Below are 16,362 nucleotides of genomic sequence, written 5' to 3' on the forward strand. Positions count from 1 at the left end.
GAATACCGCGGGTTTTATCGGGATTCCGAAAACGGGGAAGGTTTCATCCAATGCGTACTCGCGCCCGCTCCACAGTGTTCGCCGCCGCCGGTATCGCCGCCGCCCTTTCGCTCGGCGCGATCACCCCCGCCCTTGCCGGTACCAGTCAGCAGCCGGGCACACAGAGCGCGGCGGCAGCCACGGCCGTCCAGGGCGACCCCCGCGCGGCCACCACGCGCGTCGCCGACTTCTACGGCGCCTACATCGACTCCGTCTGGGACAACGAGGACCCGGCGGCCTCCGCGAACGCCAAAGCGCTGCGGAAGTTCTACCTGAGCCCCGCGGAACAGAAGACCGTGGCCGCCTTCGAAGCGAAGGAGCACGCCGACGGGATCCTGTTCGCCCAGAACGTGCCGGTGAAGTGGAGCGTCACCTCCACCGGTTCCGGCGCCGGTCACGCGACGTCCCTGGTCACGCTGACCTGGAGCGACGGCCAGAACCCGGAAGTCACCAAGATCAAGGTCCAGTCCGACCTCCAGACGCGCAAGATCACCGACCTTCAGCCGGCCGGCTGACGGCGCCGACAGCACGGACGGAGCGCCCGGATCGCGGTCTTCGACGGCGGTCCGGGCGCTCTCCTCTCCTTCACCGACGCGCGGCCAGTACGGCGGCGAGGCCCTCGCGCAGATCGCTCACGAAATAACCGGGAACCTCCAGCGACGGAAAATGTCCCCCGCGTTCGGGCGAGCACCATCGGACGATCTGCCGGTACCGTTTCTGCGCCCACGGGCGCGGGCATTTCTCGATGTCGCGGGGATACATGGTGATTGCCGACGGGACGTCGACCCGGAGTTCGGGATCCAGCGAGTTGTGGCTTTCGTAGTAGATGCGGGCCGCCGACGCTCCGGTCCGCGTCAGCCAATAAAGGGTGACGTCGTCAAGAACCCTGTCCATGGAAATCGTCTCGAACGGACTGTCCTCGGTGTCCGTCCACTCGGCGAACTTGTCGAGGATCCAGGCGAGAAGCCCGACCGGTGAGTCGACGAGCGAGTAGCCGATGGTCTGCGGTCGCGTCGCCTGCTGCTTCGCGTACGCCGCCCGGTGGCGCCAGAAATCGCGGGTCTCCTCGGTCCATCGACGCTCGGTCGCCGTCAGCCCGTCGGTCGTCGCCCCGGGCGGAGCTTCCGCGAACGTCGTGTGGATGCCGAGGACGTGCGCCGGGAACCGGCCGCCGAGGACCGTCGTGATGTTCCCTCCCCAATCGCCGCCGTGGGCTGCGAACTTGCGGTAGCCGAGCCGTCCCATCAATTCGACCCATGCCGCCGCGATCTTCTCGGTCCCCCACCCGGTGGTGGCCGGCTTGTCGCTGTAGCCGAAACCCGGGAGGGACGGGACCACGACGTGGAACGCCGGCGCGTCCGCGTCGTCCGGATCCGCCAGCTCGTCCACCACATCGGTGAACTCGGCGACGCTGCCCGGCCAGCCATGCGTCAGGATCAGCGGGACGGCGTCCTCGCGCGCGGACCGGCGGTGCAGGAAGTGGATCCCCAGGCCGTCAATGGTCGTACGGAACTGGCCGATTCGGTCAAGGCGCTCCGCGAACGACCGCCAGTCGTACCCGGTGCGCCAGTAGTTCACGACATCGACGAGATCGGCGAGCGGAACACCCTGTTCCCATCGACGGGTTCCGGGGGCGGCCCGTCGGACCGTCTCGGCCTCCGGCAGCCGTGCCGAGGCCAGCCGCGCGCGCAGATCGTCGAGGTCGGCGTCAGGTGTGCGGGCTTCAAATGCTTGCACGTCGCTGCTGGGACGGGGCATGAGACCTCCTGGCCATCGCGGAACCGGCTATGGCGGTTCTAACAGGAGATCCGGTCATGCCGCAACCGGCTATGGTGGTTCCATGCGTGCTGAGTTCCCTGAATTCCGCCTCGGTAGCGTGCTGGCGACCAGCTTCACCGGGACCCTTTCCGAGCGTCACGGCAACGCCGTGGAACGCATTCCCGCACCGCACCGACTCGTCGACTGGCTGGAAGTGAACGGCCTCGCCGTGGACTCCTGCACCGCCGCTCAGCTGGACCTCGCCCGTGAGCTGAGGGAGGCGATCCACGCCGCCGCGACCGCGGCCGCGTGCCAGGACACTCTTCCCGCGTCAGCCGTCCACGTCATCAATGACCGCAGCGCCCAGGGACGGGCCGCGGCCATCCTGACGCCGGAGGGCCGGCGGCGGTGGCGGCTCAGTCCGGCCTCCTGCGTCGAGGACGCCCTCGGCGTGATCGCCGCCGACGCGATCGGCATCGTCGCGGGCGAACGAGACGGGAGGCTGGCCCTTTGCGCGTCACCGACCTGCCGAGCCGCCTTCTTCGACACCAGCCGGAGCCGCACCCGCAAATGGTGTGACATGAACACCTGTGGCAATCGCCAGAAGAAGGCGCGCTTCCAGGCCAACCAGCGCAGAAGCTCTGGCCCGGAGCTCGCTTGACACCAGTGGGCGGACTCCCGGCCGCGACCGCTCCCGTGATGGAGCCCTGGCCTAGCCGACCGGGGGTTTGTGCCGCTGGTAGTAGCGGGCGACCCGGGCACGGTTGCCGCAGCGGGTCGGGGAGCACCAGCGGCGTCGCGGGTGGGCCGGCCGGAAGAGCATGACGCAGTCGGCGGCCTCACACTCCCGGACCTTCTCCATGCCGGAGCCGGTCAGGAGGTCGACCGCGGCCTCGGCGAAGACCGCGGCGAGAATCGTCCCGGGTGCCCCGGTGCGACGCGACTCGGCCGTCACCACGCCTCCGTCCCAGGCGAGTTCACGGACGGACGGCGCCACACGCTGGGCAGCGGTCAGATCGCGGAGGGCCGACGGCGGCGGTTCGCCGTGGTCCAGAAGCGCCCGCACCACGGCCTCGGAGGCGGCGCGCACCGCGTGGAGCGCGGGGAGGTCGGCCGGCCCCGGTGCGAGACCGCGGACCATGGCCGGCACGCGGTCGTCCTGCAGCGCCAGCCATGCGGCCAGTCGTCGCGGGGTGTCGATGAGATCGGCCCGTCCGCTCGGATCGATCGGGCGGGTGTTGATCAGGTCGAGGGCGAGCGGTTCGCCGACCAAGGGTCCGTGATCATCCATGACCTAATGCTACATGAGGCCATTGACGCATTAGAAGGATACGACTAGAACTAATGCATCATCCCGCCAAGGAGGCATGTGACGTGACGTCCCACAGCTCGCTCCCGACGGCCCTCCCCGCCCAGGTCGCCCACCGCCGCATCACGGTCGGGGACGTGGACGTCTTCTACCGGGAGTCACTCCCCCAGCGCGCCGATGCTCCCGTTCTGCTGCTCCTGCACGGATTCCCGTCCGGCTCGCACCAGTTCCGCCGCCTCATGGACACCCTGGGCAGGCGCTACCGGCTCATCGCCCCCGACTATCCCGGCTTCGGTCACACCAACGTGCCCGAGGACTTCGTCCACACCTTCGACCGTCTCGCCGATGTTCTCGACGGCTTCACCGATGCCCTCGGGCTCAGCCGGTACGCGCTCTACGTGTTCGACTTCGGCGCCCCGGTCGGACTTCGCCACGCAGTGCGCCACCCGGAGCGGATCACCGGGCTGGTCGTGCAGAACGGAAACGCCTACGAGGAGGGCCTGTCGGACATGGCCCGCGCCTTCATCGCCCTCACCCCCGACACCCCCGGCGCCGAACGGACGATCCTCGACCTGTTCACCCTGGAGGCCACCCGGGCGCAGTACGAGACCGGAACCGCGCACCCGGAACTGATCGCGCCGGACGGCTGGCTGCTGGACCAGCACTTTCTCGATCAGCCAGGGCGCAAGCGAGCCCAACTCGCCCTGTCCTACGACTACAAGAGCAACGTCGACTCCTACCCGGCGTGGCAGGCGTGGCTGCGCGAACACCAGCCCCCGTTGCTGGTCGCGTGGGGCACGGGTGACCAGTTCTTCGTCGAGGCCGGTGCCCACGCCTACACGCGGGACGTACCCCGCGCGCAGGTGCACCTGTTCCCGACCGGGCACTTCGCTCTGGAGGACCACCTGCCCGAGATCGTCCCGCTGATCGCCGATTTCCTCGACGGGCTCCCTACGTGAACCGCTGGTCTCCGGCCGGGCCGGCCACCCTCGGGGCTCAGCGGTCCAGGCACGCCAGAGCCGTGACCACCTGCCCCAGCACGACGGGAACCTGCCGCTACTTCCGCTTGAGTTCGATCTCGACGAAAGCCAGGGCCGAACCGCCCGCGTTGACGACCTCGTGTTCCCCGCCCGCCGGGCGCGCATAGGACACTCCTGCCCGCAGCTCCGAGGAAGTGGTCGTGCCGTCCGGGGCGACGACGTGGGTCCGGCCGTCGGTCACGGGGACCACGACGTAGTCGTACGCGTGCACATGCCGGCCCGTGCTCTCCCCGGGCTCGAAGTCCCAGCGGGTCACTCGCACTCGCTCGTCCTCGTGCTGCACGCTCGCGCGGGCGGTCGTCGTCATCGCTCATCTCCTCGTCAGCGGCTGCGCACCGACGGTCGCGGCACGCGGGCACAACATCCCAGGTGGCAGGCTAACTGCCGCCATCTTGTGCCCCCTCACTCCTCGGCGGACGGGGCGACGGGCCAGGCAGGCCCAGCCGTTTGCCTCGGGGCCCAGCCACGGCGGCAGGGGGTCGGGGGCCGGGCCGGGTTGGCGTCCCCTCGCGTCCCATCGCCGCCCAGGGTCCGCGTGGGCAGGGTGCCGGAAGGGGACCGTCGGCGACGAATGCATGGGCGAATGATCGACGGCAGACCGCTGACGTGCACGGCGTATCCGCAGGTCGAACGTCGACGGCTAGGCCGTGTCTGATAATTGATCTTGTGGTGGGTCGTGGCGAGTTGACGGATGCGGCGTGGGGTCGGATAGCGCCGTTGTTGCCGGGTGTTGACGGGCGGGGTCGTCCGTGGCGGGATCACCGGCAGGTGATCAACGGGGTGTTGTGGCGGTTGCGGACGGGTGCTCCGTGGCGTGACCTGCCCGAACGGTACGGGCCCTGGCAGACGGTCTACGAGCGGTTCGCCCGCTGGGAGGCGGACGGGACCTGGGCACGCCTGCTCGAGGAGATCCAGGTCCGCGACGACTCGGCCGGGGCGGTGGAGTGGACCGTGTCGGTCGACTCCACGATGAACCGGGCCCACCAGCACGCCGCCGGTGCCCGCAAAAGGGGGCAGCGGCGGGGGACGAACTGGAAGATCCGGCACGCACGGCGGCTGGCCAGGCGCTCGGCCGGTCCCGCGGCGGGCTGACCACCAAGGTCCACCTGGCCTGCGACGGCCGGGGTCTGCCCCTGGCCGTCGTGGTCACGCCGGGCAACGTCAACGACTCCACCGTCTTCGACGAGGTCCTGAACGCCGTGCGAGTGCCCCGGGCAGGCGTCGGCCGGCCGCGCCGCAGGCCCGATGCGGTCATCGCCGACAGAGCGTATTCGTCACGGGCGATCCGCCAGATGCTGCGAGGCCGGGGCATCCGGGCAGTGATCCCGGAGAAGGCCGACCAGAAGACCAACCGCGTGCGGCGCGGACGGGCCGGAGGCAGACCGCCGGTCTTCGACCGCGACCTCTACAAAGCCCGCAACGTCGTCGAACGCTGCTTCAACCGGCTCAAGCAGTTCCGCGCCATCGCGACCCGCTTCGACAAACTCGCCGCCCGCTACCGGGCCGGACTCCACCTCGCGGCACTCATCCTCTGGCTTCGCGAACCCAGCCAAGATCATTTGTCAGACAGTTCCTAGCACCTGACGCGCGACGTCGGCTGAATCCGGCCTCCGAGCAACGCCGCGTGGTCGCCCAGCATGTGAACCCGGTCAGGTCAGCACGATCGGATTCGTGAGAGCGGCCATGCCACCGTGGGGATGACGCACCTCGATCCGGACGAACGCCGAGTCTTCCGACCGCGTGTGCCAGACAAGCGTGCCCGTGCCGGAGCCGGACAACGATTCACAGTGCACCTCGCCGAGGTCGGTGTGAAAACTGACGGTCGCCCGGGGGACACCACTCACACGGGCACGCACTCTGACGGATTCCCGCTGTGCCGACAGGCGTTCGCCGATCCCCGCGGTGTGCCCTGCCGCGACGGCCGAGAGTGACAGATCGACAGTTGATGCCTCCGCGATCCAGCTGCGGCCTGCACGTAACCCGTCCAGTATGGCCGCTGCGCTTAGTTCCTCGGCGAGTACGACCGTGTGCGGGATGCCGATCTGGCCCTCGAGGTGGGTGTCGCTGCTGCCGATGGCAGGCCTCCAGCGACCGGTGCGGATCCCCTGCACGAGAGCCTGGCCCCATGCGGCGAGTGCGGCTTCGTTGTCCGCGTTCCACGGTCGCTCCGACGCCCACAGGCCGTTCCACACCTCGACCGCGTCGAACCCTTCGTACGAGTACATGAAGCTGCCTGACGGATACGGTGCGTGGGGGTGCGCGGCCACAGAGATTCCACCGGAGTCACGGACCTGACGCAGGCCACGGCCGATGAGATCGTCGGCCACTCCGTAATCCCACTCGATCAAGTCCCCTGGCGGTATGCCGAGTGCCAGCCAGTGCCCGGTCTTGGTGGTCACCTCCTCGCCCAAGAGGACCAGCAGGCCGTCCGAGGCAAGGGGGGCCCAGACACCATGCGCGCTTGCGGTGTTGTGCTCCGTGGTGGCAAGGAAGTCGAGCCCCACCGCGCGAGCATCGGCGGCCAACCGGTCGGGAGCGAGCTCGCCGTCCGAGTACACGGAGTGGACGTGGCAGTCTCCGCGATACCAGTGCGCGCCACGCGCTCGTGCACCCGCGTGCGATGCCCCCGACTCCGGGGTAGCCGCCCCTGGCGTCACATCCACAGCACGCCGTCCTCCTCGTGCTCGCGGACGCGGTAGGCGATCAAACGGCGCAGGAGGTCCGTCGGCACCGCGGTGTCGTAGGGGAGCTTGACCGAGCCCTTGCCGGTCTCGAAGCCGTCGAGCTCGGCGTCGAAGGCATCGCGCGTACTGGGGGTGAACGTGAAGTTCGCGTGCTTCGCATGCCCGCTGATCACGAACAGGATGGTCCCTGACGGGTGCACCCACGCCGGGTGCCCCCACTTGATCGCCACGCTCGCATCCGGCACGGTCTCGCCCGCCAGCGCGAGAAGCTGGTCGAGCGTCTCGCGAGCCTGGCCGGCGTAGCGGCCGACGTACTCGTCCATCGTCCGGGGCTTGCTCATGCCGCCAGTCTGGCAGGTGGTGCTCCGGCCGACACTCCGCACTTCTCAGAGGCCCAGTCGCGTACTCACGGGAAGTACAGGGCCGCCTTCTCCAGGACGTGGTTCGTGAACATGCCTCCCCAGCGGGTCCGGCCCCGGTACATCGTGGTGTGTGTGCCGGACGGGGTGGTCTCGACGGTGATGGGGCGGCTGATCAGCGTCGTGTCGAGAATGCGGGCGTCCTGAGCGGCCCACCGGGCGGCCTCGGGACGGACCTGCCCACTGACCAGGGCGGGGAGCACCAGTGCCGCGTTGCGGGCACCCGGTATGCCGCCGCGCAGGCTCTTGGCGTACTCCATGGCCCACACGGTGAAGTCGCCGAGGGTGGCCGCGTCGATCGTGGGGACCGCGGTCGCGAAGACGAACAGTTCCGCCTTCGTTCCGAACCAGCGGGCCTTGCGGTCGGCCCGGCAGCCGATCACCACGCGGGAGTCGTTCCAGTGCGGCGAGGTCACCGTGCAACCGTCGGTCGTGAGCCGTTCCTGGAACGCTGCGAGGTACGTGGCCGCCGCGTCGGCGGTCGGTCCGGTTGCATGCGGGTTCATGCGCGAATCCTCCAACATCCTTGGTTCGTAAGGGAAGAGGCGGAAATGAGGTCATGATCCGGACAGGGGCGGCGACCCCGAGAGGACGGGCCTCTGAGCGGCTCCACCGGAGCGGACGGCACCACTGGCGGCCGGTCCGACACCGCCCTCACGTCTCCTGAGCCGGTTCGTACACTTCGGCACCGAGTCCGAACGTCCAGGCGACACCCTCCCGAGCCGTGCGGGTCGAGGGTGGGACGCGGAGCCAGTAGGTGCGGCTCGTGCCGTCCGGTTCCGGAGTGGAGTTGACGACCTCCACCATCACCACGTCCTCGTCGCCGACCAGTTCGACACGCCAGAGCACGCCCGTCTCGTCGCGGTCCACCGGAACGGCGCCGGACTCCTCCAGGTAGCGGTCGTAGCCGTAGTGCTCCAGCATGACGCGGCGCAGTTCGGCGTTCTCCTCGTCGCGGATCCGCTCGGGTGTCAGCTCGGTGAGTTCGTCGAGGAAGGTGCTCGGGACGGGCATTCCACGCCACGCGTACAGCTCGAAGCCGTCGCCGTAGGCCAGTGCCGGGCCGTCGCCTCTGTCCAGGCGGCCGGCCTCGTCGCGGTGCAGGCTCAGCGGTCGTTCACTGATGACCGCCACCTTCTCGTAGGGCCACCACCAGCCGGCGTCGCGGGCCACCGCGGCGATTCCGGCGAGGGGGCCGGTTTCTCCGGCATCGAAGGCGCTGAGCCATGGCGCGTCGTGCTGGCCCAGGGCCGCGTCCAGGAGCAGCAGTCGGATCAGGCTCTCCTCGTGCCGGTCGGTCGCGAGGTCCTCGACGATCCCCGACCGCACCCGCTCGGTCAGGGTGCGGGTCGACTCCCACAGGGCCGCTCCGGTGGCCCGCCAGTGGCCGCTCCATCCCTCGGGGCCGAGGTGCCGGTGGGCGCGATCGCGTGCCGCCGCCCAGGGCCTGCCGACGACCGCCTCGCGCACGCTGGGGCCGGTGTCGCCCAGGCTCGTTCCGTCGGCGGGTGCGGTTCCCCTGAGGATGCGCACGGCCTCATGGGGCGAGCGCGCCCAGACGATGCGGGCGGGCGCCTCCAGCCCCGCCTGCCGGTAGGCCAGCCGGACGCCTTCTTCGGCGGCGGTCCGATCCCCCGGTCCGGTCCGCACCGCAGCGGCCCGCCAACTTCCCTGCTCCATCACGCCGTTCCTCTCCGAGTTCTCAAGGTGCCCGCGCAGCACGCGGGGCTTGTGGGTCCTGTCACTCCGTCGCCGCCCGAGGTCTCCACGGCGGCACGCGCCGATCCCCGTCGGCGGCGCGCGCCGCACCGGCGTGTCAGTCGGCGACGATCCGTACCGAGCCCGGCACGTACTCCCGCTGACGGATCACCCGGTACCAGCCTCTGTGCAGCGAGATCGGTCCGTGTTCCTCGTGGACGACCCGCGCGCCGTCGGGAACGTGCAGCAGCATCGGGCCGAACACTCCGGCTTCGCGGATCAGCCGTCCGGGTCCGACGACGGCATGGGCGTGTCCGGTGACCTCACCGAGTGCCAGGACCAGCCGTCCGCGGCCGTCCCGCGCTTCGGACGGTGCCGCGAGGGCGTGCTCCGGCACCGCCTTCTCGTCCAACGGCACGATCAGCACGTCTCCTTGGCGGAACATGGTTCTCCCTCCCGTCGCGGCACCGGGATGTGCCGTGGAAAGGACGGTAGGGGTGACCACTGACAATCGGCCTCGACGTGTGTGCGGCGCCCCCGGCGAACGGGCGTCGTAGCGTGCCTGGTGGGCCTTCGAGCCGCTGCACTCCGCATTCGTCTCCCCTGCCGTCCACAAGTGGCGACCCCTGTTGGCCGCGATGTCAGTGGGACTTGGTAGAACTCCTCTACCTGGGTGCGGTCCGCGGGCGGGACTCACCATGATCGTCGATCCACCGGAAGCAGTACGAAGGAGCGGGTCCGCATGACCATCGGTAGCCACCTCAAGGAGTTCCACGGCCTGCCGGCCTTCACCTTCCCCGAGGCCGGCGCGTCGTCGGGGGCCGAGTCGCTTCCCGCTCCCGATTCCGTGGCCTGGCGCATCGCCGTGGATGCCTACGACAGTGAGGAGGAGTGGCAGGACGCGTTCGCGCGCTTCCTTGCGGCGGTGGACACGCGGCAGGTGCGGGCGCTGATCGTCGGCGCGTGGAGCGAGGTGTACGACACGGCTCCGGACGCGGTGATCGGTGCCCTGGTGGCCGCACGTGACCAACTGCCCGCACTGCGCGGTCTGTTCCTCGGCGACATCGTCATGGAGGAGTGCGAGATCTCCTGGATCGTCCAGGGCGACGTGACTCCCCTCCTCCAGGCCTTCCCGGCCCTGGAGCAGTTCGGCGTCCGGGGTGGCAATCAGCTGGTCTTCCCCGCCGTCCGGCACGAGCGGCTGCGCAGTCTGACGGTCGAGACCGGCGGTATGCCCGTCGAGGCGGTGCGCGGTATCGCCGGCAGCGACCTGCCCGCCCTGGTGGCGCTCGACCTGTGGCTGGGCACCTCGGAGTACGGAGGCGATGCCGATGTCTCCGACCTGGAACCGTTCTTCGCGGGTGACCGACTGCCCAGCCTGATCCGCCTCGGCCTGCGCAACAGTGAGATCCAGGACGACGTGTGCCGGGCACTGGCGTCGGCCCCCGTCGTGGCGCGCCTGGAGGATCTCGACATCTCCATGGGCGTGCTCACGGACGACGGCGCGACGGCACTGCTGTCGGGCCAGCCGTTGACGCACCTGAAGAAGCTCGATCTCCACCACAACTACCTCAGTTCGGCGCTGCGTACCCGACTCCTCGAGACACTGGAGCCCGCCGGTGTGCAGGTCGACGCCGGTCAGGGTGACGCGGAGTCCGACGAGGAGGACGACGGGACCGTCTGGCGTTTCGTCGCGGTGGGTGAGTGACACCGACCCCCGCGACACGCGACGAGGACGAGCGATGAGTGACAAGCCGTGCGTGCCGCTGAAGTGGGCGGTCGTCGCGAACGGGGAGAACCGACGGGTCGACCTGTTCGCGGCGGCGGCCGAGAGCGCGGGCTGTGGCACGCCCCGCGTCGTCGAATGGCTCGACGTCCTGCGGGACGGCGGGCACGACTTCGCCGACGACGAACTGGTCCGGCTGGACTCCCCCGGCGAGAACGCGGAGGTGGACCGCCTGCTGCGCGGCGCCGACGAGCCGACCCGGGTCGAGGGTTCGGCGCGCTGGTACGCGGGCTTCCTGGACGGTGTGCGGTCGTTGCGCGGCGGCCGGCGCCTGGACGACCCCGCGGATCTGGCCGTGCTCTTCGACAAGCGGCTGTGTCACGCCCGTCTCGACGCGGCGGGTGTGCCGGTGCCCCCGTCGCCCACCTCCGGGATCCGTCGGCCCGTCGAGAGCTGGAGCGACGTGCGGGTCCTCATGGCGGAGGCGGGACTGCGGCGGGCGTTCGTCAAGCTCGCTCACGGTTCGTCCGCCTCGGGCGTGCTGGCCGTCGAGACGAGCACCACCGGCCGCATCCGGGCGACCACCTCGGTGGAGCGCACGGCTGACGGCGGTCTCCACAACTCACTGCGGATCCGCCGTTACACGGACGAGGCGGAGATCGCCGCGATCGTGGACACGCTCGCACCGGACGGGCTGCACATCGAGCGCTGGCTGCCGAAGGCCTCGCTCGGTGACCGGTCGGCCGACCTGCGGGTCGTGGTCGTGGCCGGCCGGGCCACCCACGCCGTGGTCCGGACGAGCCGCTCCCCGCTCACCAACCTGCACCTGGGTGGGGCACGTGGTGATCTCGCGGCGGTGCGCGCGCTCGCGGGTGACCGGTGGGCGCAGGCGCTCGACATCAGCGAGCGGGCCGCCGCCTGCTTCCCCGACACCCTGTGTGTCGGCGTCGATCTGCTTCCCGCGATCGGCTGGCGCCGGTTCACCGTGGGAGAGGTGAACGCCTTCGGTGATCTGCTCCCCCGCCTGACGGGTCTGCCCGGCAGCGGCGCCGAGGGCCTGGACACGTATGCGACGCAGGTCGCGGCGGTCCAGTCCGTCTCGCCCGACCGCTTCCCCGCACGCCCCGCTCCCACCGCTCGACGCACCACCGAGGACAGCACATGATCCCGCCCGACACCGGCCCCGTCGCCGCGCACAGGCCGCCCGCCACACCCGGTCCCTGCGTCACACCGGACATGAACGAGGTGGTGGGCCGCGACGACCTGCTCCTGCTCACGCTCGACACCCTGCGCTACGACGTGGCCGTCGAACTCGCCGCCGCCGGCCGCCTTCCGAACCTCGTGGCGCATCTGCCCGGGGGCACCTGGGAGCGACGCCACGCGCCGGGCAACTTCACCTACGCCTCGCACCAGGCGATGTTCGCGGGATTCCTTCCCACGCCCGCCTCCCCGGGACCACATCCTCGGTTGTTCGCGGCGCGCTTCGCCGGCAGCGAGACGACGGCGGGCCGCACATACGTCTTCGACACCCCGGATCTGGTGTCCGGCCTCGCCGCCCGGGGCTACCGCACGGTGTGCATCGGCGGGGTCGGCTTCTTCAACAAACAGGGCGCGCTCGGCGGCGTACTGCCCGGCCTCTTCGAGGAGAGCCACTGGGAGGCGGAGTTCTCGGTGGCCTCTCCGACCTCGTTCGAGGCACAGGTCGCCCGGGCCGAGAAGACCGTGGCCGAACTTCCTCCCCGGCAGAGGCTGTTCCTGTTCCTGAACGCGTCGGCCCTGCATCAGCCGAACTGGTTCCATCTGCCCGGCGCGACCCGGGAGACCGGCGACAGCCGGGCCACTCACGCGGCGGCTCTGGAGTACATCGACCGGCATGTGGGCCGGCTGTTCGCCGCCATGAGTTCCAGGCGCCGGTGCTTCGCCATCGTCTGCTCCGATCACGGCACCGCCTACGGGGACGACGGCTACACGGGCCACCGCCTCGGCCACGACAGTGTGTGGACCGTGCCCTACAGCCACTTCTTCCTGGAGCCGACCGTATGACCCTCACTCCCGTGGCCGCCCCGACCGGGACACCGCGCCCGTATCAGAGCTACACCTACGCCTATCCGCACAAGACCGCCTATCGTCCCCTCACTCCGCGCCCCACGCTGAAGGACGTGTGGGCGGGCGAGTCCCGGAGTTCGCTCTCGCTGTACGTGCACATACCGTTCTGCGAGGTCCGCTGCGGGTTCTGCAACCTGTTCACCCGGATCGGGGCGCCCGACGATCTGAGCGGGCGCTATCTGGACGCGGTGCGACGCCAGGCCGTGGCGATGCGCGAGGCGCTGGGCGACGACGAGCCCCCGCGATTCGCCAACGCCGCGTTCGGCGGTGGCACACCCACGTTCCTCGACGCCGGCGAGCTGGAGCGGCTGTGCGACATCGCCGAGCGGGAGATGGGCGCCGACCTCCGTGCGATCCCCCTGTCCGTCGAAGCCTCTCCTTCCACCGCCACGGCCGACCGGCTGGCCGTGCTGGTCGCTCGGGGCACCACGCGCCTCAGCCTGGGAGTGCAGAGCTTCGTCGAGGAGGAGTCACGCGCCGCAGTACGGCCGCAGCGCCGCTCCGACGTGGAAGCGGCACTCACGCGGATCCGCGAGGCGGCGGTACCGGTCCTCAACATCGACCTGATCTACGGCATCGACGGCCAGACGGCGGCCAGCTGGCGTGTCTCCCTGGACGCCGCCCTGGCCTGGCGGCCCGAGGAGATCTACCTCTACCCGCTCTACATCCGCCCTCTCACCGGCCTCGGCCGGCACACCGATCCGCACCGTGCCGACCGGGAGTGGGACGAGCAGCGCCTGCGCAGGTACCGCGAGGGGCGCGACCACCTGCTGGCCCATGGCTACGAACAGGTGTCGATGCGCATGTTCCGCCGCGCGGACGCACCACCCCAGGGACCGGACGACTACGCCTGCCAGACCGACGGCATGATCGGCCTGGGCTGCGGCGCCCGCTCGTACACCTCGACGCTGCACTACTCCTTCGACTACGCCGTGTCGATGCGGGAGATCCGCGGCATCATCGACGACTACACCGCGACCGAGGACTTCTCCCGCGTCCTGCACGGCCGCCACGTCGACGAGGACGAGGCCCGGCGCAGGCACCTGCTGCAGTCTCTGCTCCAGGCCGAGGGCCTGCCCGTGACCGACTACCGTCACCGCTTCGGTTCCGATCCCCGGGACGACTTCCGTTCCGAACTGGACACCCTGGCCGCACGGGGATGGCTCACGCCGCCCGGTGACGGCCGGCTGTGTCTGTCCCCCGAAGGGCTCGCCCACTCGGACGCGATCGGGCCCGAGTTCTTCTCCCCGGCCGTGCGGGACGCCATGGCCGCCTACGAACTGAAGTGAGACCCGGTGGACCTGACGATTCTTTACCGCGGGCCGCTCGCCTCCTGCGACTACGACTGCCCGTACTGCCCGTTCGCCAAGCGCCGGGACACCACGGACCAACTGCGGTCCGACCGGGCTGCGTTGCAACGGTTCACCACGTGGGCGGGCGAGCAGCGGGAGGACCGGCTGTCGGTGCTCTTCACCCCGTGGGGCGAGGGCCTGGTCCGTTCCTGGTACCGCCGTGCTCTCGTGGAGCTGTCCCACCAGCCCCACATCCAGCGGGTCGCGATCCAGACGAACCTGAGCTGCCGTACCGACTGGCTCCAGGAGGCGGACCGGGACACGGTGGCGCTGTGGTGCACGTACCACCCCGGGCAGACGCCGCACGAACGCTTCCTCGCCAAGGCACGCCGGCTCACCGCCCTGGGCGTGCGCTTCAGCGTCGGCGTCGTCGGCCTGCCCGAGCATCGGGAACCGGCGCGACGGCTGCGCGAGGAGCTCCCGGAGCACGTGTACCTGTGGGTGAACGCCGCGGAAGGACACACCTACTCCGACGAGCAGGCCGCCGAGTGGACCGCGCTCGACCCGCTCTTCCCCTTCAGCCGTCACCCGCACCGCTCGGCCGGCCTGCCCTGCCGCACCGGAGAGTCCGTCATCTCGGTGGACGGCGACGGAACGGTCCGCCGCTGCCACTTCGTTCGCGGCGAGCTCGGCAACCTGTACGACGGTTCCTACCGGACCGCGCTCGCTCCGCGCCCCTGTCCCCTGACCTCATGCGACTGCCACATCGGCTACGTGCATCTGGAAACGCTGCCGCTGTACGACGTCTTCGCGGGCGGGGTACTGGAACGCGTCCCGCGGATGACACCGGACAGGGACCTCCTGCCGGTGGTCCCTGCACGCCGGCCGGTCTGAGCGACACCGCTACGCCCTCTCACCGACCTTTCCATCAGCGGGTGTCGACGTTCCCGGCGCACAGGGCGTGATCCACCAGGTTGCCGGCGGCCCGCTCCTGTTCCAGGATGTGTTCCAGGCTGTCGCCGCGCGCCTCGGACATGGAGACCACGACACTTCGAGTTCCGCTCGGGGTGACGCCGTTGAGCGTGATGTAGCCGCCGTCCCCGCCCTCATGACTCCAGTAGGTCCCGCCACAGCTCAGCGGGCGTTCGACCAGCCCGAGTCCGTATCGGCCGCCGGGCCACAGCTGTTGGACCTCCGCGTTCACCGGCACGGTGCGCTGCATCTCGGCCAGCTGTCGACGCGGCAGGAGGCGGCCTCCCAGCAACGCGCGGAGGAAGCGGTTCTCGTCCCCCGTGGTCGTGACGAACGAGAGATTCTCGTGGTCCACGGGGATCTGGTCCGTGACGTCCACACGAGCTCCGGGGCCGAACAACTGGTAGGCGTTCGCGTGCGGTCGAGGGAGGGTGGACGCGGTGCCGCCCCACCGGGTCCGGCCGAGGGCGAGCGGGCGCAGAATGCGGTGTTCGATCTCCTCGTGAGCGGGGTGGCCCGTGGCGCGGTGGATGATCGCGGCGAGCAGGATGTATCCCGTGTTGGAGTACTGCCAGCCCTCGCCCGGCGGAAAGTCCGGGGCGTGATCCATGGCGCGGGCGATCAACTGCTCCGAGCTGTAGACGTAGTGACGCTGCTCGTAGTACTCCTGCGGCGTGGTGTAGCCGGGCACGTCGTCGTGCAGGCCGCTCGTGTGCTGAAGGAGCTGTCGGACGGTGATCAGGCGGCCGTCGTTGCCGTTGCCGTCGACCACTCCCGGCAGCCAGCGGTCCACGGTGTCGTCCAGGGACAGCCCGCCCTCGGCCTCCAGTTGGAGGACGACGGTGGCGATCAGTGTCTTGGACGTGCTGGCCATACGGAAGTAGCCCTCTGCAGGGACCGGACGACCGGTGTCCAGGTCGGCGGTTCCGCTGGTCGCGACCGTCTGCCGGCCGTCGGGTTCGATCGTTCGGGCCTGGACACCGCTGACGCCGAGCGCGTGGATCGCCCGGGCGTCCTCACGCAACTGCCGCGCGAGAGTCGGGCGTTGAGGCTGCGCGAGGGCGGTGCCCGCCTCGACGGTGAGCAACGCCGCGATGCCGAGTGCCAGGGCCAGGTGTTTGCGCGGAGTCGAGGTCATGGTCGAACGCTAGGTCCCGGCGAGAGGACGGGGTATCCGGCGCACCCCCGGGCTCCGGTTGGGGATATCCCCCCACGCGATGCGCTCGGGCGCGGACGAGATCGACGCCGGCCCTCAGTGTGTGCCGTACAGCGCTCACATCAGGACATGCGCGACGGTACGGCCCCAACCCGACCATAGG

18 protein-coding genes are annotated in these 16,362 nt (G+C 70.1%); 9 read left to right on the forward strand and 9 right to left on the reverse strand.

What is annotated here, in order from left to right; genetic code table 11:
• Positions 1-50 precede the first annotated feature (50 nt).
• The gene (locus B0675_RS37835; RefSeq protein WP_081224303.1) at positions 51-554 is read left to right on the forward strand and encodes a hypothetical protein; all 504 of its coding nucleotides are present in this window, start codon (positions 51-53) and stop codon (positions 552-554) included.
• A 70-nt stretch (positions 555-624) separates the two neighbouring features.
• Here the strand turns inward: B0675_RS37835 and B0675_RS37840 are convergent, their stop codons facing one another.
• Positions 625-1,797: an epoxide hydrolase family protein gene (locus tag B0675_RS37840; protein ID WP_081224304.1), complete on the reverse strand. Its 1,173-nt coding sequence runs from the start codon at positions 1,795-1,797 to the stop codon at positions 625-627.
• Positions 1,798-1,879: 82 nt separating this feature from the next.
• Here B0675_RS37840 and B0675_RS37845 point away from each other — a divergent pair, with 82 nt between their 5' ends.
• A complete protein-coding gene (locus B0675_RS37845; protein ID WP_081224305.1) occupies positions 1,880-2,458 on the forward strand; it encodes a CGNR zinc finger domain-containing protein in 579 nt (192 codons plus the stop codon).
• 51 nt (positions 2,459-2,509) lie between these two features.
• On the opposite strand, the gene B0675_RS37850 is transcribed toward B0675_RS37845, so the two are convergent.
• On the reverse strand, positions 2,510-3,088 hold the full coding sequence (locus tag B0675_RS37850) for an ABATE domain-containing protein (RefSeq protein ID WP_081224306.1): 579 nt from the start codon (positions 3,086-3,088) through the stop codon (positions 2,510-2,512).
• An 83-nt stretch (positions 3,089-3,171) separates the two neighbouring features.
• Between B0675_RS37850 and B0675_RS37855 the strand changes: the two genes are divergently transcribed.
• On the forward strand, positions 3,172-4,065 hold the full coding sequence (locus B0675_RS37855) for an alpha/beta hydrolase (RefSeq protein WP_241540163.1): 894 nt from the start codon (positions 3,172-3,174) through the stop codon (positions 4,063-4,065).
• A 97-nt stretch (positions 4,066-4,162) separates the two neighbouring features.
• On the opposite strand, the gene B0675_RS37860 is transcribed toward B0675_RS37855, so the two are convergent.
• Positions 4,163-4,453 carry a cupin domain-containing protein gene (locus B0675_RS37860; protein ID WP_081224308.1) on the reverse strand — a complete coding sequence of 97 codons (291 nt, stop codon included), beginning with the start codon at positions 4,451-4,453 and terminating at the stop codon, positions 4,163-4,165.
• 359 nt (positions 4,454-4,812) lie between these two features.
• On the opposite strand from B0675_RS37860, the gene B0675_RS37865 reads away from it, so the two are divergent.
• Positions 4,813-5,723 (forward strand): IS5 family transposase gene (locus B0675_RS37865; protein ID WP_179165300.1). Its coding sequence is split into 2 segments (ribosomal slippage): positions 4,813-5,152 and positions 5,152-5,723, totalling 912 coding nucleotides; the frame shifts between segments, so codons are not numbered across the junction.
• Positions 5,724-5,795: 72 nt separating this feature from the next.
• On the opposite strand, the gene B0675_RS37870 is transcribed toward B0675_RS37865, so the two are convergent.
• From B0675_RS37870 to B0675_RS37890, 5 genes are all read right to left on the reverse strand, one after another.
• On the reverse strand, positions 5,796-6,809 hold the full coding sequence (locus B0675_RS37870) for a CehA/McbA family metallohydrolase (protein ID WP_347111154.1): 1,014 nt from the start codon (positions 6,807-6,809) through the stop codon (positions 5,796-5,798).
• Complete coding sequence (locus B0675_RS37875; protein ID WP_081224310.1) at positions 6,800-7,171, reverse strand: DUF1801 domain-containing protein; 372 nt, start codon at positions 7,169-7,171, stop codon at positions 6,800-6,802. The genes B0675_RS37870 and B0675_RS37875 overlap by 10 nt, the downstream gene beginning before the upstream one ends.
• 65 nt (positions 7,172-7,236) lie before the next feature.
• Positions 7,237-7,755, reverse strand: a complete 519-nt coding sequence (locus B0675_RS37880; protein ID WP_081224311.1) for a hypothetical protein — start codon at positions 7,753-7,755, stop codon at positions 7,237-7,239.
• A 148-nt stretch (positions 7,756-7,903) separates the two neighbouring features.
• A complete protein-coding gene (locus B0675_RS37885) occupies positions 7,904-8,929 on the reverse strand; it encodes a DUF6745 domain-containing protein (protein WP_179165552.1) in 1,026 nt (341 codons plus the stop codon).
• A 136-nt stretch (positions 8,930-9,065) separates the two neighbouring features.
• The gene (locus tag B0675_RS37890; RefSeq protein ID WP_081224313.1) at positions 9,066-9,392 is read right to left on the reverse strand and encodes a hypothetical protein; all 327 of its coding nucleotides are present in this window, start codon (positions 9,390-9,392) and stop codon (positions 9,066-9,068) included.
• Between the two features lie 297 nt (positions 9,393-9,689).
• On the opposite strand from B0675_RS37890, the gene B0675_RS37895 reads away from it, so the two are divergent.
• The 5 genes from B0675_RS37895 (at position 9,690) to B0675_RS37915 (ending at position 14,965) form a co-directional block, all read left to right on the forward strand.
• A complete protein-coding gene (locus tag B0675_RS37895) occupies positions 9,690-10,655 on the forward strand; it encodes an STM4015 family protein (RefSeq protein WP_081224314.1) in 966 nt (321 codons plus the stop codon).
• Positions 10,656-10,689: 34 nt separating this feature from the next.
• A complete protein-coding gene (locus tag B0675_RS37900) occupies positions 10,690-11,838 on the forward strand; it encodes an STM4014 family protein (RefSeq protein WP_081224315.1) in 1,149 nt (382 codons plus the stop codon).
• Between the two features lie 71 nt (positions 11,839-11,909).
• Positions 11,910-12,716, forward strand: a complete 807-nt coding sequence (locus B0675_RS37905) for an STM4013/SEN3800 family hydrolase (protein WP_081224584.1) — start codon at positions 11,910-11,912, stop codon at positions 12,714-12,716.
• Positions 12,713-14,068, forward strand: coding sequence for an STM4012 family radical SAM protein (locus B0675_RS37910; protein WP_081224316.1), 1,356 nt, complete (start codon positions 12,713-12,715; stop codon positions 14,066-14,068). Before B0675_RS37905 ends, B0675_RS37910 begins: the two co-directional genes overlap by 4 nt.
• Before the next feature lie 6 nt (positions 14,069-14,074).
• Complete coding sequence (locus B0675_RS37915; RefSeq protein ID WP_081224317.1) at positions 14,075-14,965, forward strand: STM4011 family radical SAM protein; 891 nt, start codon at positions 14,075-14,077, stop codon at positions 14,963-14,965.
• A 34-nt stretch (positions 14,966-14,999) separates the two neighbouring features.
• Here B0675_RS37915 and B0675_RS37920 read toward each other — a convergent pair whose 3' ends face one another.
• The gene (locus B0675_RS37920) at positions 15,000-16,181 is read right to left on the reverse strand and encodes a serine hydrolase domain-containing protein (protein ID WP_081224318.1); all 1,182 of its coding nucleotides are present in this window, start codon (positions 16,179-16,181) and stop codon (positions 15,000-15,002) included.
• Between the last annotated feature and the right edge of the window lie 181 nt (positions 16,182-16,362).

It is taken from the genome of Streptomyces sp. M41(2017) (assembly GCF_002078175.1).
Lineage (GTDB): Bacteria > Actinomycetota > Actinomycetes > Streptomycetales > Streptomycetaceae > Streptomyces.